Annotated in this window: 21 protein-coding genes and 1 tRNA gene; 18 read left to right on the top strand and 4 right to left on the bottom strand. The window is 45.3% G+C overall.

What is annotated here, in order from left to right; all coding sequences use genetic code 11:
- Position 1 precedes the first annotated feature (1 nt).
- From SULKU_RS10425 to SULKU_RS10415, 3 genes are all read left to right on the top strand, one after another.
- Entirely contained in the window at positions 2-391 is a 390-nt protein-coding gene (locus SULKU_RS10425; RefSeq protein ID WP_013460930.1) for an ExbD/TolR family protein, read from the top strand.
- A 2-nt stretch (positions 392-393) separates the two neighbouring features.
- A complete protein-coding gene (locus tag SULKU_RS10420; RefSeq protein ID WP_013460929.1) occupies positions 394-1,092 on the top strand; it encodes a 2OG-Fe(II) oxygenase in 699 nt (232 codons plus the stop codon).
- A 120-nt stretch (positions 1,093-1,212) separates the two neighbouring features.
- Positions 1,213-2,193: a DUF475 domain-containing protein gene (locus SULKU_RS10415; protein ID WP_013460928.1), complete on the top strand. Its 981-nt coding sequence runs from the start codon at positions 1,213-1,215 to the stop codon at positions 2,191-2,193.
- 65 nt (positions 2,194-2,258) lie between these two features.
- On the opposite strand, the gene SULKU_RS14560 is transcribed toward SULKU_RS10415, so the two are convergent.
- The 3 genes from SULKU_RS14560 to groES all read right to left on the bottom strand — a co-directional run bounded on the left by SULKU_RS14560 (position 2,259) and on the right by groES (position 5,870).
- Entirely contained in the window at positions 2,259-3,572 is a 1,314-nt protein-coding gene (locus SULKU_RS14560) for a sensor domain-containing diguanylate cyclase (protein WP_151174301.1), read from the bottom strand.
- A 381-nt stretch (positions 3,573-3,953) separates the two neighbouring features.
- Complete coding sequence (groL, locus tag SULKU_RS10405; protein ID WP_013460926.1) at positions 3,954-5,585, bottom strand: chaperonin GroEL; 1,632 nt, start codon at positions 5,583-5,585, stop codon at positions 3,954-3,956.
- A gap of 24 nt (positions 5,586-5,609) precedes the next feature.
- Entirely contained in the window at positions 5,610-5,870 is a 261-nt protein-coding gene (gene groES / locus SULKU_RS10400) for a co-chaperone GroES (protein WP_013460925.1), read from the bottom strand.
- Between the two features lie 204 nt (positions 5,871-6,074).
- Between groES and SULKU_RS10395 the strand changes: the two genes are divergently transcribed.
- Positions 6,075-6,151: transfer RNA gene (locus SULKU_RS10395), tRNA-Met, on the top strand.
- A gap of 220 nt (positions 6,152-6,371) precedes the next feature.
- A complete protein-coding gene (locus tag SULKU_RS10390) occupies positions 6,372-8,381 on the top strand; it encodes an ATP-binding protein (RefSeq protein WP_013460924.1) in 2,010 nt (669 codons plus the stop codon).
- 5 nt (positions 8,382-8,386) lie between these two features.
- Here SULKU_RS10390 and SULKU_RS10385 read toward each other — a convergent pair whose 3' ends face one another.
- Positions 8,387-9,049: a response regulator transcription factor gene (locus SULKU_RS10385; RefSeq protein ID WP_013460923.1), complete on the bottom strand. Its 663-nt coding sequence runs from the start codon at positions 9,047-9,049 to the stop codon at positions 8,387-8,389.
- A gap of 71 nt (positions 9,050-9,120) precedes the next feature.
- On the opposite strand from SULKU_RS10385, the gene SULKU_RS15340 reads away from it, so the two are divergent.
- The 13 genes from SULKU_RS15340 (at position 9,121) to SULKU_RS10320 (ending at position 22,618) form a co-directional block, all read left to right on the top strand.
- Entirely contained in the window at positions 9,121-9,960 is an 840-nt protein-coding gene (locus SULKU_RS15340; RefSeq protein ID WP_013460922.1) for a DUF4214 domain-containing protein, read from the top strand.
- A 180-nt stretch (positions 9,961-10,140) separates the two neighbouring features.
- Positions 10,141-10,602: a hypothetical protein gene (locus SULKU_RS10375; protein ID WP_013460921.1), complete on the top strand. Its 462-nt coding sequence runs from the start codon at positions 10,141-10,143 to the stop codon at positions 10,600-10,602.
- Positions 10,603-10,755: 153 nt separating this feature from the next.
- On the top strand, positions 10,756-12,522 hold the full coding sequence (locus SULKU_RS10370; RefSeq protein WP_013460920.1) for an NADH-quinone oxidoreductase subunit 5 family protein: 1,767 nt from the start codon (positions 10,756-10,758) through the stop codon (positions 12,520-12,522).
- The gene (locus SULKU_RS10365) at positions 12,519-13,337 is read left to right on the top strand and encodes a complex I subunit 1 family protein (RefSeq protein ID WP_013460919.1); all 819 of its coding nucleotides are present in this window, start codon (positions 12,519-12,521) and stop codon (positions 13,335-13,337) included. Before SULKU_RS10370 ends, SULKU_RS10365 begins: the two co-directional genes overlap by 4 nt.
- Entirely contained in the window at positions 13,334-13,855 is a 522-nt protein-coding gene (locus tag SULKU_RS10360; protein WP_013460918.1) for an NADH-quinone oxidoreductase subunit B family protein, read from the top strand. Before SULKU_RS10365 ends, SULKU_RS10360 begins: the two co-directional genes overlap by 4 nt.
- A complete protein-coding gene (locus SULKU_RS10355) occupies positions 13,848-14,192 on the top strand; it encodes an NADH-quinone oxidoreductase subunit C (protein ID WP_013460917.1) in 345 nt (114 codons plus the stop codon). Before SULKU_RS10360 ends, SULKU_RS10355 begins: the two co-directional genes overlap by 8 nt.
- A complete protein-coding gene (locus SULKU_RS10350) occupies positions 14,189-15,274 on the top strand; it encodes a hydrogenase large subunit (RefSeq protein WP_013460916.1) in 1,086 nt (361 codons plus the stop codon). The genes SULKU_RS10355 and SULKU_RS10350 overlap by 4 nt, the downstream gene beginning before the upstream one ends.
- A 9-nt stretch (positions 15,275-15,283) precedes the next feature.
- Positions 15,284-15,715 carry a 4Fe-4S dicluster domain-containing protein gene (locus SULKU_RS10345; protein ID WP_013460915.1) on the top strand — a complete coding sequence of 144 codons (432 nt, stop codon included), beginning with the start codon at positions 15,284-15,286 and terminating at the stop codon, positions 15,713-15,715.
- 3 nt (positions 15,716-15,718) lie between these two features.
- Positions 15,719-18,145: a hydrogenase small subunit gene (locus SULKU_RS10340; protein WP_013460914.1), complete on the top strand. Its 2,427-nt coding sequence runs from the start codon at positions 15,719-15,721 to the stop codon at positions 18,143-18,145.
- On the top strand, positions 18,138-19,832 hold the full coding sequence (locus SULKU_RS10335) for a nickel-dependent hydrogenase large subunit (RefSeq protein ID WP_013460913.1): 1,695 nt from the start codon (positions 18,138-18,140) through the stop codon (positions 19,830-19,832). Before SULKU_RS10340 ends, SULKU_RS10335 begins: the two co-directional genes overlap by 8 nt.
- A gap of 33 nt (positions 19,833-19,865) precedes the next feature.
- Positions 19,866-20,459 (top strand): TetR/AcrR family transcriptional regulator, encoded by a 594-nt coding sequence (locus tag SULKU_RS10330; protein WP_013460912.1) that lies wholly within the window; start codon positions 19,866-19,868, stop codon positions 20,457-20,459.
- On the top strand, positions 20,440-21,336 hold the full coding sequence (locus SULKU_RS10325) for an NADH-quinone oxidoreductase subunit B family protein (RefSeq protein WP_013460911.1): 897 nt from the start codon (positions 20,440-20,442) through the stop codon (positions 21,334-21,336). The genes SULKU_RS10330 and SULKU_RS10325 overlap by 20 nt, the downstream gene beginning before the upstream one ends.
- The gene (locus SULKU_RS10320) at positions 21,323-22,618 is read left to right on the top strand and encodes a nickel-dependent hydrogenase large subunit (protein WP_013460910.1); all 1,296 of its coding nucleotides are present in this window, start codon (positions 21,323-21,325) and stop codon (positions 22,616-22,618) included. Before SULKU_RS10325 ends, SULKU_RS10320 begins: the two co-directional genes overlap by 14 nt.
- The last annotated feature ends 89 nt before the right edge of the window (positions 22,619-22,707 follow it).

The raw sequence follows: 22,707 nt of genomic DNA, 5'->3' as shown, positions 1-22,707 counted from the left end.
CATGAGAATGAAACGGATCGATACGATCAACGTTATCCCGTTCATCGATATTATGTTGGTGCTTTTGGTAATGGTGCTTACCACCGCAACCTTTATTCGTACAGGGCTTATTCCGGTCGATTTACCTGAAGCCAAAGGGACTGCCGCGGAGCATAAGCCGAGTGAACTGAAACTCACGATTGAAAAAGACGGAGCCTTGATACTGGGTGAGGAGAAAACACCGATTACATTAGCGGAGTTTGAGCAAAAAGTTACCGAGGGGGGCAAAGAGATGACCGTTGTCCTCTACAGCGACAAAGAGGCTGCATTTCAAAATTTTGTGGGGGTGATGGATGTCCTTAAACGTCTCGGACACGAACAGCTCTATATTGTTACGGATAAGCAGAAATAAAAGTGCACCAAATCAGCAATTACGTCTATGCCCGAGATGAATTATTAGAATGGGATATTCCGACTGCGCGGCTCCCCAACCCCTATCATGATTTTCCGTATATGGTTTTGGAAGGGGTTCTCAGCCCCACCGAGTGCCGCGCCATAACGGGGGCAGCATTGTCGGATAAGGAGGCGGTGCAGGCGGAGCTTCGCGGCAAATCATTGGACACGGCGATTCGTAAAACGGATATCCATACCCTCAGTCCGGAACACCGAACGATTTACGACCGCCGTTTTGAAGCGGTACGTCATGAGATCGAAGATTTTTTTGCCCTTTCACTCACTAAAGCCACCGATGTACAGGTTCTCGGATACGAGAGCGGATCGTTTTATCTCAAACATTCCGATGATGCGAGCGAACTTCGCGACCATGAAGGAAATGTTATCGGATACCGTACGGTTGCACCGGAACGTAAACTCACTACGGTTTTATTTACCACCTCCTATACGCCCCATCCGACCGACTCGGATCATTTCAGCGGGGGTGAACTGTTGTTTAATTACCTGTGTGACGCGCACGGCAATACGATTACCCTTCGTCCCGAAGCGGGGGATATGGTCGTTTTTTTAAGCAATCCCTATTTTTCTCACGAAGTCCTCCCCGTAAAAGAGGGCTTTAGGCTCTCTTTGGTTCAATGGCATGATGCACTCATCATCTGATTTGAACGCCAAAGGAAGTAAATCCCTTTGGCTGCGCTGGCCGCTAAGGCACTAAAGCTTGCCCCTTCGGGTCAGAATTAATCCGCTATAATTTCGCATCTTTTTTATAAGGGCGAAAGTATGCGCTACTTTATCAGTTCATTCGCAATTATGGCCATGGGGCTTATTGCGGCTTTTTATCTCGGCGGACTTACCGCTATCTACATAACGTTTCTTTTGATTGTCCTTGAAATCTCATTATCGTTTGATAATGCGGTGGTTAATGCCAAAGTTTTGGAAACGATGGATCCGGTTTGGCAGAAACGGTTTATCGTATTCGGTATTCCGATCGCGGTATTTGGAATGCGTTTGGTATTTCCTCTTGCGATCGTATCGATTGTCACGGGAATGGGATTGATGGAAACGCTGCAAGTAGCGATGAATCAGCCCTCGGAATACGAAAAAGTGCTGAAAGCTACCGAGTCGACGATTTTCGCTTTCGGGGGAGCATTTTTGCTCATGGTCTTTTTGGACTTTTTCTTTGAAGAACGCGATATCAAATGGGTAACGTTTGTTGAGGGTTCTAAAATGATGGAGACATTTTCAGGCGTTGCCAATATCGAGTTGATTACGGCCATTATGATAGGGATCGCTCTGGGACATATTACGCAGGACTTTGGTGTTGTTCTGGCATTTATGTACGGCGTGCTGCTTCACTCATTGCTTGGAATGCTGGATCATTTCCTCTCTTCTGATACGGTCAAAAGCGGGATTGCCGGATTTATCTACCTTGAGGTACTCGATGCAAGTTTCAGTTTCGACGGTGTTATCGGAGCGTTTGCCCTTACCAGCAACATCTTTATCATTATGATCGGGCTCGGTGTCGGAGCCATGTTTGTTCGTAGCATTACACTTTATTTTGTCGAGCATAAAACGCTCTCCGAATTTCGTTATCTCGAACACGGAGCGCATTACGCTATCGGTATTTTGGCGATTATCATGCTCATGAAAATCACCACCCATATCAGTGAAATGGTAACGGGAACAATCGGTATCGGATTGATCACGATTGCTTTTTTACATTCTATTTGGGAAAATAAACAAGCGAATCTGCGCGCTTAATCCTCTTTGTCCTCTGTGAGGACATTCACTTTTTCATCAGTACTTTTAATATCTCAATATAGCTTTTAGTGAGAAAAAGTTATTTTGTTTTTCCCGTTTTGCTTTGACTGATAGAGCAGCCCGTCGACTCGTCGATAGAGCGTATCTTCCGCATCTTCTTCTTTTACCTGGGAAATCCCTATGCTTATCGTGATTCGTTGATTTGGGATGACCGTAAGCTCATTCTCAACAACATTTTTGATTTTATTTGCGACATCAATTGCATCATGCAACGCAGTATTGGGACAAAGGATCACAAACTCTTCTCCTCCGACCCGGAAAAGCGTATCCGTATGCCGAACATTTTTCTGAACGAGTGCACTGAGCTCCATAAGAACAATATCTCCGGCTCTATGTCCATGGGTATCATTGATCATCTTAAAGTCGTCAATATCAAATATCATCATGGAAAAAGGTATTTTGTACCGCTCAAAGTTTGAAATCAGTTCATTGATCCGCTCTTTGTATGCTTTTACATTTTTGACTTTTGTTAAGTTGTCCGTATTGGTAAGATTAATATTGATGATGAGTTCCGCATGATGAAGAGAGGTTCCGATGATGACAAAAACCAAACTGATCAAATAGGTAATAAGCATTAGAATCGATTCCATTTGCGTACCGACATCAAAAATATTTTTCGGATTATCTGCCGATAAAGCGATTATTCCGATGACAACAATCAAAAGTATTCCCATCAGCACATGCATCCGTAGGTGAAATGCAGGGATTAGCAGCAGAGGCAAAACCAGAAAAATGAGATAGTGAAAATAAAAGGATGACCAGATTAACAAAAGGGCCAAAAGTGTGTATAAAAAAGCGTTTTTCCACTCTTTTGATGTCGGTTTCGATAGAGTTTTGTAGCTTTCATACAAGGGATAGAGGAGCAATAGTCCCAATGCGTCGGCAAACATCAGCATAAGGATAAACCCGCATACGTCAAAATAGCGTATATAGCCTCCGCTTGCCAGATTCAGAGCGATTATAAGACTACTGATAAAGGTCGGGATAATCGCTCCGTAAAAGGTAAACGGAAATAATATTTTGATATTGTCAAAATAGTTGTTGGCATACCGCTTGATCAAGTGTGCGGATAAATAAGGGGCGAGAGTGTCTGCAAATGCGGCAACGGCCGTATGGAGGTCATGATAGGTGGATTCATCGGACATGCCGGGATAATTGGCGAAAAAACTTCCCAAAAAGATAAAAGGCAATGCTTTCGCCCCGAATTGATGGACGAGGATGACCGCTATCCCGAACGGCAGCCATAACAGGGTTATATTGGAAGGGTGAAACGAAAAAATAGACATGCCGAACAGCGCACTCCCATAATAGAGTGCCATACCCAACACTAGCCCAAAAAAAGTATTTAAATTGGATAAGAGCACCTAATACACCCTTTTTTATTTTATTCATCTATTATAGCAAATACTTTTACGGATTTTTAGTTGACGTTGTATTATAGTTTATTGGTTTTATACAGTTTAAAACTTGTTTTTATACAGGGGAAAAGAGAAGGGGAGGCATTTGTCGAAATGTCAATTATATGGTAATTCTATGTAATTTGAAGCCGTCGCCGGCCGCTTTGCGACATCGGCTTTGGTTTCGTTCAGTAAAATGACACGCAGTTGGCTTCCATTTTATGTAAAGCCTCACTGCTCATTTCATTCGGCATGTTCGGTTTCAGACCTAAAAATGTCCATTGAGGACATTTTTTACGGTCCTCACATCATGCCCGGCATACCGCCGCCCATACCGCCCATATCCGGCAGTGCAGGTTTGTCTTCTTTGATCTCGTGGATCGTCGCCTCGGTCGTGAGGAGCATACTCGATACCGACGTTGCGTTGGTCAATGCGACACGCTCAACTTTAAGCGGGTCGATGATTCCCGCTTCGTACATATCGACGTATTCACCCGTTGCGGCATTGAACCCGATGTTTTCGTTCGTAGCGCTAACGATCGTATTGACAACGACACCCGCATCGTATCCCGCATTTTCAGCGATTTGTTTAACCGGAGCGGTAATGGCGCGAAGGATGATTTCCCATCCGATTTTTTGATCGCCGCTGAGGTCGTGTTTCACTTTTGCCGCCGCGCGGATCAGTGCCGCACCGCCACCGATGACGATCCCTTCTTCAACTGCCGCTTTTGTAGCCGAGAGTGCATCGTCAACGCGGTCTTTTTTCTCTTTCATCTCGGTTTCGGTAGCCGCTCCGACTTTGATAACCGCAACACCGCCCGCGAGTTTCGCAAGACGCTCTTGGAGTTTCTCTTTGTCGTATTCGCTGGTTGTGCTTTCGATTTGGGTACGGATTTCTTTGATACGTCCGTTAACCGCCTCTTTGTCGCCCGCACCGTCAACGATCGTCGTGTTGTCTTTGCTGATGACGACACGAGCAGCTTGACCGAGGTCTGCTATCGTTGCGCTATCGAGTGTGCGTCCGATCTCTTCACTGATCACTTGCGCACGGGTAAGTACCGCGATATCTTGAAGCATCGCTTTGCGGCGATCACCGAATCCCGGAGCTTTTACGGCGGTGATGTTAAGCACACCGCGGAGTTTATTCACAACGAGAGTCGCCAACGCTTCACCGTCTACATCTTCAGCGATGATGAGAAGAGGGCGAGAAGTTTTTTGAACTTGCTCCAATACCGGAAGAAGGTCTTTGAGGTTCGAGATTTTTTGATCGAAAAGGAGGATAAACGGATGATCCAGCTCTACGGTCATTTTTTCCGAGTTGTTGATGAAATACGGGCTGAGATAACCGCGGTCAAACTGCATCCCCTCGACAACATCGAGTTCGTCGTTAATCCCTTTTGCTTCTTCGACAGTGATAACGCCGTCGCGGCCTACTTTATCCATTGCTTCGGCGATCATCGCACCGATGCGCTCATCGGAATTAGCCGAGATGGTAGCAACTTGTGCAATCTCTTTTTTATCATTGATAATACGGGAAGCGGCTTTGAGTTCTGCCAAAATCGCTTCAAGCGCTTTGTCCATACCCCGTTTTACTTCAACCGGATTAGCCCCGGCAGTGATATTACGAAGACCCTCTTTGAAAATAGAGTTGGCAAGGATCGTTGCGGTAGTCGTACCGTCTCCCGCTTCGTCCGCCGTATTGGATGCTACTTCTTTAACAAGCTGCGCTCCCATATTTTCCAAAACGTCTTTGAGTTCTACCTCTTTAGCAACCGAAACACCGTCTTTAGTGATTAGCGGTGCACCGTAACTGCGTTGGATAAGGACATTGCGTCCGCGCGGCCCCATTGTTACTTTGACAGCGTCAGTGAGTTTTTGTACTCCTGCGGCTAGTTTGTTACGAGCTTCATCTGCGTAGTGAATTTCTTTTGCCATAGTTTGCTCCTTATAAAGTTTAAATTATTTGATGATTCCAAGCAAATCGTCGGTTTCAATAACCAAATACGCTTTTCCGTCCAAAGTAAGTTCGTTTCCAGCGTATTTACCGAATACGACCGTATCTCCTGTAGAAACGTTCTCTACTTCACTGCTTACGGCAACAACGGTACCTTGGGAAGGCTTTTCCTTAGCGTTGTCGGGGATAATGATACCCGATGCGGTTTTGGTTGCCTCTTCGAGACGTTGAACCAAGACTCGTTTTCCAAGCGGTTGAAAGTTCATTGCATTTCCTTTTATGATGAGATTTTATGTATGGGATTCTACACGAGTTTAGGTTAATTGTCAATACTCTTAGCCTTATAGACTCAACAATAGTGAGTTTTATTATAGCTATTATAGTGAGTTCAATTTTTTATATTGAAAAAATTACTTTTTAAAGCTTTTAATAAGTTTATCATCACTATAATTCCGGTCTTCCCATAAGATGGCTGGGTAGCTCAGCTGGTTAGAGCGCTGGTCTCATAAGCCGGAGGTCGGGGGTTCGAGTCCCCCCCCCGCCACCATCTTTTACGTTTATCCCTCACTATATAATTTATCATCCGTTTCAGAAAAATCAAATTTAAAAATGTATACATAACATTTACTATTTTTTTTAACTCCTTTACCCTTAGCACTTAAAAACAAATGATTCATAGATGTGGATATAATGTTTTCTCGTTAATTAAAACAATCATATTTCTGTAAAAAGATTATCTAATGCTATTTCGGTTAAAAGAGTTGGTGATGAGACGAAGATGGGATAATTTGCCGATAGTTTATAAGCTTTTTTCCGCACTGTTTGGAGTAATCGCTTTTATTATCGTGATATTGTTAGCCTATCTATGGGGGCATGAATCGAATCTAATGCTCAAAAAAGAACACGATGTACTCTATAATCAATCACGATTAATTGCAAATGATTTGGATGCCCATTTGGGGCAATTGCAAAAAGAGGTCCTTTTTCTGTCACGCTTAGAAGTGATGAATGATATGGTTACGCGCGATATGGATCAGCGTATTAACAAAATCATGGAGCAAAAAGCGGACGATTTAGGGGAATCGATTGTTTTATTTACGATAGCGGCGGATGGAACTATTTTCTCTTCTTCCAAAGAGGATAAAATCAATAGCATAAGTAAAGAATACTCTGCGATAAAAAATGCTGTAAAGAAACAAAAAAATTATTTTTTTTGGGAAAAGAATCTTTATTTCTTTGCACCTGTATACGGGTCATTTTATACGCATGATTTTTTGGGATACGTGGTTATTGCCTATCCGTTGGAAAATTTTGCAGTGCGATTAAAAACCGATCAAAAACTTTATCGATGGTTGAGTCCTCCAACGCTGTCCGGAGTTATTTACGAAGCGCATAATCCTGTTTTTGACAAAAATGATTATTTGTATCAGAGTCTCCCTCTGGAAGGAATATTGGAGGGATGGGTATTACATTATGCAATGCCGAAAAATGAGGCGCTTTCCCTCTTGTACCATTTTCAGGTGCTTTTTCTAAGTGGATTGAGTATCGGACTGGTTTTGATTGCTTTTCTGATCTGGATAATTGTACAGAGGATTATTCAGCCTTTACGCGAGCTTTCCCATACGGCTATGAATATTGCGTTGACGGGCGATTATACGCAAACCGTTCCTGAACGGGGCAACGATGAAATAGGGACGATGGGGTACTCTTTTAATGCCCTTATGTTTACCACCCAGCTTAGTATGAAGCGGTTGGAAATTGAACGTGAAAAGCACTTTGAAAAGTTGATCAGTTTGATTGTTTTTTTTAATGCGATTACCCGTACCGACACGAAAGAGGCGACGATTGAAATCGCTATGGACGAAATACGCCGTTTCAGCAATGCAAAAGAAGTCTATTTCAGTCTTGAGGGATGCAATACACAAGAGGCGGTGATGATTGCATTGAACGCCGTCGGAAATGAAACTCCGGGTGTGATCTGCATTGAGGAGCCGGCATTGGAAAAAGAGTCCAACGAACGTTTTTATGCGGCATTGGAGCGGATGTTGGCATTACAGATGGAACGGATTGAACTGTTGGGCAAAACCAAGGCGGCCTTGAAGGCAAAATCGGCGTTTCTATCGGCCATGTCACATGAACTCCGAACTCCATTGGGATCGATTCTAAGTTTGACCCAATATACGATGATACAGCCGAAAACTCCCGAACCGATACTCGAAACACTTGGAAAAATTGAAAATTCAGCCTATCATTTACTGGGTGTTATCAATAATATTTTGGATTTGGCAAAAGCCGAATCCGGAAAAATGGAACCTCATGCGGATTCTTGCGTTCCGCAGGAACTGATTGAGGATGCGTTAGCATTGGTTTCCCCTTTGGCCGAAGATAAAGGTTTGCAGATTCGAACGGCATATGAACCGATTGAAGCGCCGTTTAAAAGTGATGCACGTCTTTTTAAACAGGTGGTTGTCAATCTACTATCCAATGCGATCAAGTATACGGAAAAAGGATTTATCGATATAACGCTTCATTACAATAGCGGCCTGTTTACTTTGGATATAAAAGACAGCGGACGCGGAATCGGGTTGGAAGCATTGGAACATTTGTTTGATGAGTTTTATCAGGTACATGCTGTTGACACAAGCGGTTTAAAGGGAAGCGGTCTTGGACTTGCCATTAGCAAACAGATTGCGTTGCTGCTGCGGGGAGATGTAGTGATTGTCAGCGAAGGAGAAGGCAGAGGGGCGACGGCAACGTTTCAATTCCGTTCATTTTAAAACCGTCATTTGGCAATCATATATCCTACTCCTCTGACAGTTTGTATCAGGTCATCTGCATCCAGCTTTTTTCGAAGATTTTTAATATGGGCATCAACAATATTACTGGTAGCGATTTGGTCGAAATCCCGACTTAAATGTTCCGATATTTGATAACGGGTGAGGACGGTATTTGCGTTTAATAAGAGAAACTCCAGTAATTCAAACTCTTTGGCGGAGAGTTTAACGGGGGTGTTGTCTATTTGAACACTTCGGGAAGAGAAATCGACCGACAGTTTCCCCAATTTCAGATGCGTCTGTTTTTGAGTACTTTCACGACGCAGCAAAGCACGGATTCTAGCTAAGAGTTCTATATTTGAAAAAGGTTTTTCGAGATAATCATCGGCCCCTCCGTCCAGAGCTTCGACCTTGTCTTCTATCTCTTTTTTTGAAGAGAAAAGCAACACCGGGGTCAAGATATTTTGATAGCGCAATCGTATTAATAGCTCGGGTCCGTTTCCATCGGGAAGTATCCAGTCTAATAAGATAAGATCATATTTTTTCTGATTGATAAAATTTTCACCCTCGGATAATGTTGTCGCAATATCGACATGGTAATGGGCATCCCTCAGAAGCTGCCGTAGAGCATACAGTAATTCTTCATTGTCATCAATAATCAATAAATGCAATATAACTCTCTTTCATCAAAAATTCATAATCGTAGTCTACCATAACAAAATATTATTCAAAAGGAGACAACATGTCGGCATATGAAACAAATGAAATAGAAGATGATTATTTACACAGCGATAGTTCTGTGGATGCCGAAACTCACAATGACTCTTTCCGCAGCCAAGACGATGATGATGTTTTGGAAGGGGGAATTGAAGATGACTTTTTCAGCAGCGGATTAGGCAATGATCATCTAGATGGAGGAGAAGGGGACGATCATCTAGATGGAGGAGAAGGGGACGATGATCTTTCGGGAGGTTCTGGACATAATACTCTTCTCGGCGGAAACGGTACCGATACCGCCGTGTACACCTATAGCCGCAATCATGTTGATATTCATGATAACGATGACGGTACCTATACCGTTACGGATGGAACATTTGAAGATACGTTAAGCGGTGTAGAACACATCAGTTTCAGCGATGGAAGCATGAGTGTCGATTATGCTATTGAAATACGCGCTCATCAAGAGGAGATCGCCCGCTTTTATAACGCATTGTTTGAAAGAGACCCGGATGAAGACGGTCTTGCCTATTGGGTGAATAATCTCACAGATCCGGCTATTGGGGGAGGCGGCAGCAATATTCAAAGTATTGCCCAGGCATTTACCCAGTCGACAGAGTTTCAAGCGCTTTACGGCGCAGATGTATCAAACAGTGATTTCGTGAATTTACTGTATCAAAATATACTTCACCGTACAGCAGATCAATCAGGCTATGACTATTGGCTAAATGAGATTAACGAAACCGGCGACCGCGGCAGTATGATCGTCGGGTTTTCCAACTCTGTTGAGTATGCAAGCGAAACGGCTTCCAGCATTGATAATTTTTTGGCAACTGTTACTCTCAATAACTATATTTTGGGATAGAGAAGTAAAGGGCTTTTATTTAAGTAAATCGGCTGGATGTGTCAGGCATTGCTTGACACAAAAGTCCTAGCAATGCCTGAATCATCTTCAAGGGCATAAACAATCTTCCTATTTTCAGTATAATCACGTTTTAAAAGAGTCAATTTACCTCAAGCATTTAAAAAAGAAGACTGTCTTACGATGAATTCCGAAATTTCGATGATTAAAGCCCAAACGTTTACCCCAATCTATTCCCAACTCGAAGACCGTATCCGTTTTGTAATCAATTATGCCGATTACACTCAAAGGGTAGATTTATGGTTGACGCGTGCTTTTTTATTGAAACTCATCCCTACCATCGAAGATTATCTCGATCAATATGATACGACCGCAAACGTGGAAATTCAACAGCAAACCGATACGGCAGCCCAAAGCCAGACCGACACTCCGACTTTAATAATGACAGAGAAAGAGGGATATTTGGTCCATTCCGTGGATGTCACATACCATCAAGAAAGCAGACAATTCAGCCTTCTCTTTAAAACAAATGGAGTCGAAGTCATGGCAACCCTGGCGGGGCCGATTTTACGGACCTTGCTAAAATCGATCTTTTCTTCCATTCCGAAAATTGATTGGGGAATCTCACCGCAGTGGATTCAATGACGTAGGGATAACTTTCGCTCAAAGCCATAGTTATTTCTCGGATATTCATCTGATTTTTGTCTCTTAAAAAACTTTATTAATCAAATATTCACTAACATTGCCTAAGCTTTATCTGTGCTATAATCGTCCAAAGCAGTTCCTAAAGGGATTACAATGAGTATGGTATTGACACTTGTTTTATTGCCGATCATAGCTTCGCTTTTTTTACAATTAGCGCCGAATAGCCGAGTACAGTACGTTATAAGTGCCGCTGTTTTAATCGTGCTGAGCTTTACCGCTTTTTCCCTAAATGTCTCTGCGGATATTTTGACCTTTCATCTTCCCCGCTCCCTCAATGTTTTTATTATTGCTGCCGATGTCGCGCTGCTGCTGTTTTTTCTTTATCAGGGTAAAAAGTTCAACAATACAAAAGTGATATTTCTTGCCGCTGTGCAGCTGCTGCTGTACGGATACATTGAATCCATCGTTCCGGAAGGGGGAACGGCGGAGATCGTTGTTGATAGCCTCTCCAAATTTATGTTTTTGATTATTAACGGGGTGGGGGGGATTATCGTCCTTTATTCCGTGCGGTATATGGAGGATGAACCCGCATCTCCGGTTCGAAAACGGTTTTTTATCGGGGCATTGCTGGTTTTCCTTTCTGTAATGAATCTGATTGTTTGCGCCAACTCGATTCTCCTTTTCTTTTTTCTGTTTGAGATGACGACGCTGGCATCGTATGTGCTGATTGCGTTTAGAAATGATGAGGTTAGCCGTGCCAATGCTCTTAAAGCCCTATGGATGAATCAGATCGGGGGTGTGGTCATTTTACTTGGGGCATGGGTCGCGGTTTCGGAATTTGATACGGTAATGTTTGATACGCTGCTGCAGCGCTCAAGCGGGCTGGTACTGTTGGCGGTTGCGTTTTTGGCAATGGCGGCTTTGGTGAAAGGGGCGTCCATCCCTTTTGAAGGGTGGCTGCTCGGGGCGATGATAGCGCCGACTCCGGTGAGTGCGATGCTCCATTCGGCAACGATGGTAAAAATCGCTCCCTATCTTATTTTAAAACTTGCACCGGCGCTAGCTTCTACAATGGTAGGAGGGATCATTTCAATAATCGGAGCTTTGGTATTTATAGCCGCTTCGTATCTGGCATTGTCCAGGTCGGTGTTTAAAGAAATTCTAGGTTATTCCACCGTTGCTTTGCTGGGGTTGATGATGGCGCTTGCCGCGATCGGCACGGAAGAGAGCATGAATCTGGCGATGGTATTAATATTGTTTCATGCCTTATCTAAAGCACTTCTCTTCCTCTCAGCCGGAGTACTGGAAAAACAGCATCATGCCAAAAATATTGAAGAGATGAAGGGGATGGTGGTACACTCTCCGCAAACGGTAGGTTTTATCCTTTTTGGATTTATGTCACTCACTCTTCCGCCGTTCGGTCTTTTTATGGGGAAGCTTTTTGCGATTACATCGGTGGCATCGCTCTTAAAAGAACACCCCTCCTATATTATCGTTTTGCTTTCGCTCATTATCGGCAGTGCGGTACTGGTGCTTCTTTATTTCAAAGTTGCTTCTGCACTTCTTTCGGCACCCTCGGATATCGCCCCCTCAGAGAGTATTCCGATCCCGGCAGGTTATAATATACCTTTGGTATTGCTTGTGCTTTCCATTATTATCGGAGCGGTCGGATATATTATGATACAGCAGAATATCTTTGTCGTGTTACTGGCATTGCCGATTCTGTTTGTATTCGCATTACCCTCTATATTTCGGCAAATGGATGGATATGACCGCTCACAACCCTACCACTGCGGGGAGAAAGAGATGTTTGATTCGGCATTGGTTTATTATGAACCCTCCGAGAGAATACGGCAGGCGCTGTATTGGGGATTCGGTGTCCTTTTTGTCGGGGTAGCGGTTGTAGGAGCATTGTCATGATATGGGTTTGGATAGCTTTGGCACCGATACTGGGCGCTCTTGTGTATGGAGGAGAGCGGGTGATGCGTGCCCGGATGCAGCGTCGTCAGGGACCTCCGCTCTTGCAGCCTTTTTACGACATGTTCAAACTCCTTGATAAACGGACGCTGATCGTCCATTCGCCGCATGCACTTTTGGCGGTAGCCCATTTCGCAGTATTATGGTTTTGTATCGGGGCGATCTTTTTGGGATGGAATCTTCTTTATATTATTTTCTTGCATCTCTTTGCCCAAATACTACTTATTTTGGCAGGATACAGTGTTCGATCCGTTTATTCACACGTAGGGGCTAATCGTGAATTGTTGATGCTGGTGGCGTATGAGCCGGTTTTGATTTTGGTGGCGGTCGGTTTATATCTGGTATCGGGGAGTTTTGAAATAACCGATATTATGCAGCAAAGCGGTTATTTGCCCAAACTGTTGCCGCTGTTTGCCGCATTGGCGATGATCGTTCCTATAAAAGTTAAAAAATCGCCGTTTGATATCGGTGAAGCGCACCAGGAGATTGTCGGCGGAGTAGAGATCGAGTACAGCGGGGTATTTTACGAGTTTTTGTATATGTCCCGATTTTTAGAATATCTCTTTATTTACAGTTTCGTATTTCTATTCGGCGGTGTATCGCTATGGCTGGGGAGCCTTTTAGTCGCGGGGATGTTTTTACTCGTCAATCTCGTCGATAACGCAACGGCGCGTGTGAAAACGGCAGATATGGTGAAAATTATCTATTCGGTGGCGATAACTTTGGCCGTCATTAATATTTTAGGGGTGCTGTTATGAAGTTTTTTACCCCGTTTCGCAAAAAATCGCCGTGGGTGCTGCATTATAATGCAGGAAGCTGCAACGGCTGTGATATCGAGATCCTTGCGGCATTAAGCCCGAAATATGATCTGGAGCGTTTCGGCGTTATCAATACGGGAAATCCAAAACAGTCCGACATATTTTTGGTGACGGGGCCGGTGACGTACCGCTCCCGTGAACGTCTCGTCGAACTCTATTCTCAGATTCCCGAACCCAAAGTAGTTGTAGCAGTCGGATCGTGTACCACGACGGGAGGGGTATTTCGGGGAATGTACAATGTCGAAGACGGGATCGACCGCTATATCCCCGTCGATGTGTATGTCCCCGGATGCGCCTCATCGCCGCAGCTTATCATCGATGCTTTAGTCAAAGCGGGAGAGATTTTGGAAAGCAAAAGCAAAGAGATTGAAAAACCGTTTAAACTTTTCGGTACTCTTGAAATGATCGGAAATAAACTCAGCCGCTTTAACATGGCACAAAAGGTGAAACATGACTAAAATAGCGACGACGTTACCTTCGCTACTAAGCGATATCGGGGCTTTTTATAAGCCCCGCGAGTGGCATTTTCTCAGTGTAAACGGCATCGATCTGGGAGAGGGAAAGATCGAATTGCAGTGGATTTTCTCAAAATACGGAGTCAAAGACGAGATTGTTATCTATTTTGCCCTCAGTGATTACGAGACTCCCGTCCCCTCAATAGCGAGTTTGATCCCTTCAAGCTTTATGGGGGAGAGAGAGATTGTCGATATGTTCGGCTTATCGGTTGAAGGGACAGAAAAAGGGCTTTATCTGGATGAAGATTCACTGCCTCATCCGCTGAGGGGGGAATCATGAAAAAAACCGTGCAAATCCCTTTGGGATCTCAGCATATTTCGTTGTTGGAGCCGATCCGTTTTAAATTCGAATGCGAGAACGAAAAAATCATCGGAGTCGATGCCGATGTCGGGTTTGTCCATCGCGGGGTGGAACTCGCTTGTACCCGCAGTTTTGAGTTCAAACAGGTAGGGTATGTCGTCGCCCGTGTCTGCGGGCTCTGTGCGATCACCCATTCGCTCTCCTATACCCTTGCCGCTGAAAAACTGCTCGGATACGAGGCAAATGATCGTATTAAATACCTACGAATGCTGATGGTGGAACTGGATCGTATCCATTCACATATGCTCTGTCTTGCTCATACGGCGGAGAATGCCGGGTTTGAAGCCCTCTTTATGCAGATCATGAGTGATCGCGAACTGGTGATGGAAGTGCAAGAGGCGATCAGCGGTAATCGAGTCCAATTTGATTATATCTCTATCGGCGGAGTGAACCGTGACTTGACACCGGAGCTCTCTGCATTAGTCCATAAAAATCTCACACTGCTTTCCGAGAAAGTCGATATGTTGATAGGGCTTTTTGAGAACAACTGGTCGCTCTCCCTCAAGTACAAAGGGGTAGGGGTATTGAGTCTTGAGGATGCCTATACTTATAATGCTTTAGGACCGTTGGCGCGTGCGGCGGGGCTGGCAACGGATGTTCGTGCCGAGACAAACGATTTTCCCTACGAAGCACTGGGATATAAAATGATCCTCGAATCCACAGGTGATATACATGCCCGGAACTTTGTACGGCTGAGGGAGATCGTTAATTCGATTGAAATGTGCCGAAATATCATTGATAATCTTCCCTCGGGTGAGATACAGGAAAAAGCCAAAGGCAAACCTAACGGTGAAGCGGTTGTCCGTGTCGAGGCGCCGCGCGGGGAGCTTTTTTATCTGGTGCGGGGAAACGGCCAAAATATGTTGGAGCGGGTACGGATTAAAACCCCTACTTTTTCGGCGATTCCTGCTATGATGGAAGTGTTTAAAGGAGCTGAGTATGCTGATGCCCCGGCAATTTTAGCCTCTTTCGATCCGTGCATGTCCTGCACGGCAAAGTAGGGGGTAAGAATGTTTCGCTCTATGCTCGAAGCGTTTAAAAATCTTTTCAAACCCGTTCGTACGCATCCGTACCCTGCTGAAGATATCGTCTTGCCAAGCGGGTATCGGGGGCTGATCGAATACGGGATTGACGCCTGTATTTTTTGTGATAAATGCGAGAAAGTGTGCCCGCCGGGGGCTATTTTATTCTATCAGCATGAAAGCGGCGAAAAAGAGTACCGCTATAATCCGTGGCTGTGTATCTATTGCGGCGAATGTGTTCGTGCCTGTCCAAAACCTGAAGAGGCGTTGTGGCAATCTGAGATAAAACAGCGCCCCGCAGTTGTAGAAGACGGAGCGAACGAAGGATGGTTTGCATGGGAAGAGGCGTGCAAAAAAAGCCGTGAAGAGTATGCTGCAGCTAAGAAAGCGGCAAAAACACAAAACAAGAGTGAGGAGTAAAGAGTGCGTATCGTAATCGTCGGAGGCGGGATAGCCGCTGTCTATATTGCCAATACACTAATGGAACAGTCTCCTCAAACTGAGGTAGTTATCGTCTCGGATGAAGAGCATGCCCCCTATGATCGTATCCATTTGTGTAAATTGGTGGAGGATTGTAACTGTGTCGACTCAATAGAGCTGGAACTTAATCCAAAAGTGAAGCTGGAATTGGATCAAAAAATCATTTCTATCGATCCTACTGAAAAACGCATTTTTAGTGAACATTCCGCGTTTCATTACGATAAATTGATTATTGCTACGGGTTCAATTCCAAAATCTCTGTTTGATATTTCGCAGATTGAGAATGCTGCAACGTTTAGGAGCCAAAAAGATTGTGAGCGGATTGCCGAGGGGATGATCGGCAAAAATGTCGTGATTGTCGGAGCGGGACCGATCGCACTTGAACTTCTCGATACCCTTATGCGTAGTGATGCTCCTCAAAGTATTACTTTGCTGGTGCGCAAAAACTACCTTTACTCCGAAGTGATTAGCCGTGAGGGATTGGCATTGATTCGCGGTATCTTCGAAGCCGATCCGAGGGTTCGGATCCAGTTTAACGATCAGATCAAGGACAAAGAGATTTCGGGAAATAGTATCACCAAGCTTATCACTTCCCAGTGTGAAATCGAGAACCCATTCCTCATTTTCGGTGTTGGTATCGATCCGAATATCCCGTATGCCCGCGATGTACTCGAATGTGATCGGGGCATTTTGGTTGATGAGAGCCTTCGTACTTCCGATGAGAACATCTACTGCGTCGGAGAAGCGGCACAGCTTCGCGAGAGTGGATTTATCGCCGGACGGGTCAAAGAATGCACCCTCCAAGCAGATGTGGCGATTGCACATCTGCTTGGGGATGCAAACGCATTATTTAAAGAAGAGGTCTCTATCGACGGGCTGAAAGTGGGCTCGTTCTTGTTTGCCGACGTTACGGCTACCGATTTTAACCCCAAAGACTCCGAGAACGAAACGATTTTGATTACCCACGGGGATCGGATCGATCAGTATATCGTCAATAATGATCGGCTGAAGCGGTTTATCGGTATCAATACCAATATCGATTTGCTCGCCCTTAAACGTCTGATTGAGACCGATTCACCGATCGATGCGGCCTATCTCTACTCGAATCGTCTGATGTCAGAATATGGGAAACTTGTCTGCAGCTGCGAAGGGGTGCATGAACTGGAGTTAGTCGAGATTATCAAAGAGAATGCGGTAACATCGTTCGGTGAGCTCAAAGAACACTCAAAAGCGGGACGTACTTGCGGACGGTGCAAGCAGGATATTTGTGCGATTATTTCCGCAACTCCGGTCGACCCTGCCGAAGCGGCACGGCTCCGTCAAGAACGTATTGATGCGGCACAAGCGGCGGAGCTTGAAAAAGTACGGGCACGTATCGAAAAGTATAATCGTCTTCACCCGAAAAATCAACTTAGTGCCGATAACTTTCATGAGGCATTAGAATCGTTCGAGATGAGCCGTGAGTTTAACCACTGGGTCTCAATGATTACCGCATCGATGCATCTGCATCCCCAGTTCGAAGGGGTTGTGGAAGAGGGGGTAACGCAGCTCAATAAAATCCCGATTATTTGGCTGGAACTCTCCGATTGTACGGGTAATTCAGAAGCGTTTATCAAAACTTCCCATCCCAAAGTGGACGATTTGATCCTCAAATACATCTCACTCGATTATCATGAGCTGTTGATGGCGGCATCTGGGGATCAGTCGGAATCCGCGCTGGAAAGTATCCTTCACAATGACAGCGGGAAATATGTTTTAATCGTGGAGGGGGCGGTTCCACTGGGGATGAATGGAAAGTTCTTGCGTATCGGACCGAAGGGCGAAACAGGCGTTGATTTATTACGCCGGGTAGCTAAAAATGCGGCAGCGGTAATTGCTGTGGGCTCATGTGCATATGACGGCGGTGTTGTTGCCGCTGCGCCTAACCCTACCGGCGCAGTCGGCGTAGCTGAAGCCTTGGGAAGAACGGATATTATCAATCTTCCGGGATGTCCGACCAATCCGATCAATATTGTCGGAACCTTGTTGCAATATATCATGTTTGATGAATTTCCTAAACTCGATTCCAATAACCGTCCCGAATGGGCGTACGGTTTTCGTGTTCATGATAACTGTGAACGCCGCGGTCACTACGATGCGGATGAGTTTGTCCGTGAATGGGGTGATGAGGGGGCGAAGAAAGGGTGGTGCCTCTTTGAAATGGGATGTAAAGGGCCGTATGCCGATCTTAACTGTTCACTCGTTAAATTTAATGAAGGGACAAGCTGGCCGGTACAGGTGGGGCATGGATGTTTCGGATGTGGTCAGGGGAAAATCGCGTTTGATAGCTATGCCAATAATCGTAAATTAGAGGAAAAACCCAATGAGTAAACAGAAAATTATCATAGACCCGATTACCCGAATCGAGGGGCATCTACGAATTGAGGTCGAAATTGATGAGAATAACGTTGTCACCGAAGCGTGGGCTTCTGGTCAGCTTTTTCGGGGGATTGAGACGATTTTAAAAGGGCGTGATCCCAGAGATTCGGGCTTGATTGCTCAGCGTATCTGCGGTGTATGTACAAACGTCCATTACCGTGCTTCTATCAGCGCGGTAGAAGCGGCATATGGCATTGAAATACCTCATAATGCCGAGATTATCCGTAACCTCGTCACCCTCTCGCTATTTGTACAAGATCATATTGTCCACTATTATCACCTCCATTCGCTCGATTTTGTCGATATTACGGGAGCACTTAGTGCCGATTGCAATAAAGCCGCCAAAGATGCCGCCTCCTGGTGTGAACACCCTTATCGCAATTCCGACGGGCATCTCGAAGCGATTAAAGAGAAGTTGGAGGGGTTTGTCAAAGCGGGCAGGTTGGGATTGTTTGCCAACGGCTATTGGGGACATGCTACCTATCGCTTCACTCCTGAGGAGAATCTGGTACATATGAACCATTATCTCGAAGCGTTGCGGATTCAGCGGGAACTCTCTAAAGCGGTGGCAATTTTTGCAGGAAAAACGCCTCACCCTCAAAATCTCGTTGTCGGAGGGGTTACGAGTGTCGCTGATATGCTCAACCCTCAGCGTCTAAACGATTTTTTGTTTATTATCAAAGAGACGAGGGATTTTATCGAACGTGCCTATATCCCCGATATGGTGATGCTTGTCAATGCGTATCGTGACTCAATCAAGGCGGGAGAGGGTCGTGCAGTCGGGAATTTTATGTGCTGCGGCGGATACCGATTCGGAAAAGATCAGCAGCTCTTTAGCAGCGGCGTTATCAAAGCTCATAATTTTGAGAGTATAGAGCCGTTTGACAGTAGCAAAATTACCGAAGAGGCATCCCGATCATGGTATGAAAACGATGCTCCTCTCTCTCCGTACGAAGGGGACACAACACCGTTTTATACCGATCTAAACGACGACGGTTCTCTTAAAACCGAGGGGAAATACACATGGGTCAAAGCGCCGAGATATGATGGAAATGTCATGGAAGTCGGACCGTTAGCTCGGATGATCGTCGGATACTCTAAAAATTCTCCTATTATCCGTCCCTATATGGAGCGGTTTATGAAACGTTCCGGTATGGAGTTGATTGATTTTTCAACTACTGTGGGACGAAATGCGGCTCGCGCGGTAGAAGCGCAAATCTGCTGCGATTATCTGTTTGATACGATGAGCGATTTGATCGAAAATATCAAATACTACGATGAAGATACGTGGACGAAGTATGTTTTCGAGGAACTTCCGCATGAGGCTAAAGGAGCCGGTATTTTTGAAGTACCCCGTGGCGTATTAGGACACTTTGTACGGATCGAAGAGGGGAAAATCGCCAACTATCAGGCGGTGGTTCCGACGACGTGGAACGCATCGCCAAAAGGTGCCAAAGAGGGACGCGGAGCATATGAGGAGTCTTTGATCGGCATTCAACTCGCCGATCCGTCCGCACCGCTTGAAGTGTTACGCGCGGTTCATTCGTTTGATCCGTGTCTGGCCTGTGCAGTGCATGTTATCGATGCTACAGGGCGCGAACTTGCTCAATACAAAATTTCACCCGTCTGTTCGCTATAATTACAAAAATGAATTTGACAGCAGGTACAAACATTGGCACGGTTGAGTAAAGAAGAGCGTAAAGTTTCGATTATGACGAAAGCGTTGGAACTGTTTTCCAAAGAGGGCTTTTATCAAACGACAATGCCGGCAATTGCCGAAAAAATCGGGATGAGTGTTGGAAACCTTTACAACTATTTTACGTCCAAAGAGATGCTGGCCAAAGACCTTATCCTCTACATCGCCAATATTTTGGGGGAAGAGATTCGCCGTATCAATGAGAGCCCGATGAGCACTCAGGAAAAAATCGAAGCGATCGTTCATATGTATTTTAAGATCGCAAAAGATAGACCTGAGACCATTGAGTATTTTCTTCGGGTTTACCTCTCTAATCGTGAAGTATTTCAAAACAGCTGTGAGGGGATGATCTGTGTCTCTGCGTTTGTGACTGAGATGATGATCTTTTTTGAAGAGGGTGTCAGATCCGGTGATTTGCGGGATCAGGATTTTTTCAGTGCATTCGGTCTTTTCATGGGGTATCTGGGAGGGATGGTATTTATCAACGGTGAAAATATTCTCCCAAAACCACTGGAGAGTTACGAGCACACGATCGCCGAAAATATCTATTATGCCCTCAAATCCCGCTAAACTCAAAGTTATCTGGCTGCAGGGGATCACCTGCAACGGCAATACCCACTCATTTTTAAACGATCCCGCTTTGGGAACTCTATTGGAAACCATCGAATTTATCCACCATCCGCTTCTTCCCTGCCAAAAAACACTCAAAGATCTGGTCAAAAAAGTCCCCAAATCGGATGTCCTCATTTTCGAAGGTGCATACAGCGCGCCGTTTGAGCGTGCCGGTGTGGAGATGCGAACCCTTTTGCCCGCACTGGCACACAAAGCCAAGCATATTATTAGCATGGGAAGCTGTGCAAGCTTCGGCGGAATATTTAAAGAGAATGATCCCGAACATATCAGCGGAATCGTATTTGATAAAGAAAACGGCAGTGGGCCGCTCAAAGCGATGCAGGAGAAGGTGATTACCCTCAGCGGCTGTCCGGCCCATCCCAAATGGCTCAGTTTTGTGATCGATATGATCAGTGCGGGGAGGGAAATTCTTGTCGATGAATTCCGCCGTCCTAAAGAATTATATGCCTATCTGGTACATAACGGATGTCTGCGTAACGAGTATTTTGAGTGGAAAGTCGACAGTGAGCGTTTCGGGACGAAAGAGGGGTGTCTTTTTTATGCCCAAGGGTGCCAAGGCCCATATACTCACGGCAGCTGCAATAAGATACTATGGAATGACGTGAGTTCGAAAACCCGTTCCGGTACGCCGTGTGTCGGGTGCACGGAACCCGCATTTCCTAAGCGGGACCTATTTACGACTAAAACCTATATGTCAATTCCTTCGGAGATGCCGCTTGGCATACCGAAACGTAGCTATTTGGCGTTAGCGGGAGCGGCAAAATCGTTTCATATCAAACGTCTGGAAGAGAGGTTGATCGATGATCACGCATGAACTGATCGAGCGGATCGAGGGGGAAGCGGTACTCGATTTTCAAACCGATAAGAGCGGTCGGGTGCAAGAGGCCGCTATCCGATTCTTGCATTTTCGGGGAATAGAAGCGATCTTGGAGGGGCGAAACGCCTTGGACTCCTTAGTCATTGCACCCAGAGTATGCGGCATCTGCGGGCACTCTCATCTGATTGCCGCGGTGCGGATGCTGGAGAGCCTCTATGAAAATGCCGGATATCCGGTAACACTCACTCCCAAAGCCCATGCTTTGAGGGAAATTACCCTCTCTTGCGAACTGATCCAAAACCATATTAAGTGGCTCTATCTGGTGATGCTTCATGAGAGCGGAAAACTTTTAGGCGAAGAACCCCCTGTTGCGCTCAAAGCGCTTTATGTCACATCGCAGGTCAATCAGCTATGTGCCCTCTTTAGCGGACAGTGGCCGCACAGCTCCTATGCACTTCCCGGAGGGGTGACATGCGATCCTACCCATATCGAGGTGATGCAGGCTCTGAAAATCCTATCCGAGGTTGAACGCTTTATCGAAGATGAGGTTTTAGGATGCGGCACAGAACTATTTGAGTCGCATATGAAAAACGATACGCTTGGTACGTTGAAAGGGGATTTTGGAACCCTTTTACGCAATTTTGAGCGTTTGGAACTATTGGATAGTGGAAAAAGCCACGGCCGATTTTTGGTTTTGGGAAATGAACGGATAGCGATGGCTTTCGATGTTCGAAGCAATGCGCAACCCGATTTGGTTTCGGAAGATGCTTCCCAAACCTTTGAAAACGGCGGAAAAACGTATGCGAAAAATGCCCTCTACAACGGGGAATTTTATGAGGGGGGTCCTTTGGCGCGGGCTTTGGTGCAGGAACGCGCAGGGATCAGTGATTTGTACCGTATCCATGGCGATAGTGCGGTAACACGCTTATGCGCCCGAGTCGAAGAGATGGTATTGTTATGTGCTCAGGTGCGTCAGCTTTTGACGTCTCTTGATTTATCGCAACGTTCATTTATCCCTCCCGCTTCCATTGAGACTATAAGCGGCTCCGGGATAGGGATTGTTGAAGCGCCGCGCGGCTCTTTGATCCATAAAGCCCGTATTGAGAAGGGTAGAATTATGGAATATTCTATTATTACTCCGACCCAATGGAATTTGGGGAACGGCCCCTCCGATAATCCCGGTACGGCCCAAAAAGCGATGATCGGGGTTGAATCGATAGCAAAAGCCTCTTTGATTTTTCGCACCTTTGACGTCTGCTCGGTCTGCACAACACATTAGTCCTAAATTTAAATAACAAATTACCTTTTTAAATTAAATTTTATCCTTTAAATATTCGTTTAAGTTATCCAGACGTACAATACTGAATG

The organism is Sulfuricurvum kujiense DSM 16994 (genome assembly GCF_000183725.1).
Lineage (GTDB): Bacteria > Campylobacterota > Campylobacteria > Campylobacterales > Sulfurimonadaceae > Sulfuricurvum > Sulfuricurvum kujiense.
This window is presented reverse-complemented; position numbering and strand designations above follow the sequence as displayed.

Coding starts and splice junctions, on each gene's coding strand:
- SULKU_RS10390 (WP_013460924.1), top strand. CDS start 6,372: ATGAGACGAAGATGGGATAATTTGCCGATAGTTTATAAGCTTTTTTCC.
- SULKU_RS10345 (WP_013460915.1), top strand. CDS start 15,284: ATGTTTCGCTCTATGCTCGAAGCGTTTAAAAATCTTTTCAAACCCGTT.
- groES (WP_013460925.1), bottom strand. CDS start 5,870: ATGAACTTTCAACCGCTTGGAAAACGAGTCTTGGTTCAACGTCTCGAA.
- groL (WP_013460926.1), bottom strand. CDS start 5,585: ATGGCAAAAGAAATTCACTACGCAGATGAAGCTCGTAACAAACTAGCC.
- SULKU_RS10425 (WP_013460930.1), top strand. CDS start 2: ATGAGAATGAAACGGATCGATACGATCAACGTTATCCCGTTCATCGAT.
- SULKU_RS10365 (WP_013460919.1), top strand. CDS start 12,519: ATGATATGGGTTTGGATAGCTTTGGCACCGATACTGGGCGCTCTTGTG.
- SULKU_RS10350 (WP_013460916.1), top strand. CDS start 14,189: ATGAAAAAAACCGTGCAAATCCCTTTGGGATCTCAGCATATTTCGTTG.
- SULKU_RS15340 (WP_013460922.1), top strand. CDS start 9,121: ATGTCGGCATATGAAACAAATGAAATAGAAGATGATTATTTACACAGC.
- SULKU_RS10335 (WP_013460913.1), top strand. CDS start 18,138: ATGAGTAAACAGAAAATTATCATAGACCCGATTACCCGAATCGAGGGG.
- SULKU_RS10325 (WP_013460911.1), top strand. CDS start 20,440: ATGCCCTCAAATCCCGCTAAACTCAAAGTTATCTGGCTGCAGGGGATC.
- SULKU_RS10375 (WP_013460921.1), top strand. CDS start 10,141: ATGAATTCCGAAATTTCGATGATTAAAGCCCAAACGTTTACCCCAATC.
- SULKU_RS10360 (WP_013460918.1), top strand. CDS start 13,334: ATGAAGTTTTTTACCCCGTTTCGCAAAAAATCGCCGTGGGTGCTGCAT.
- SULKU_RS10355 (WP_013460917.1), top strand. CDS start 13,848: ATGACTAAAATAGCGACGACGTTACCTTCGCTACTAAGCGATATCGGG.
- SULKU_RS14560 (WP_151174301.1), bottom strand. CDS start 3,572: ATGGCACTCTATTATGGGAGTGCGCTGTTCGGCATGTCTATTTTTTCG.
- SULKU_RS10320 (WP_013460910.1), top strand. CDS start 21,323: ATGATCACGCATGAACTGATCGAGCGGATCGAGGGGGAAGCGGTACTC.
- SULKU_RS10370 (WP_013460920.1), top strand. CDS start 10,756: ATGAGTATGGTATTGACACTTGTTTTATTGCCGATCATAGCTTCGCTT.
- SULKU_RS10415 (WP_013460928.1), top strand. CDS start 1,213: ATGCGCTACTTTATCAGTTCATTCGCAATTATGGCCATGGGGCTTATT.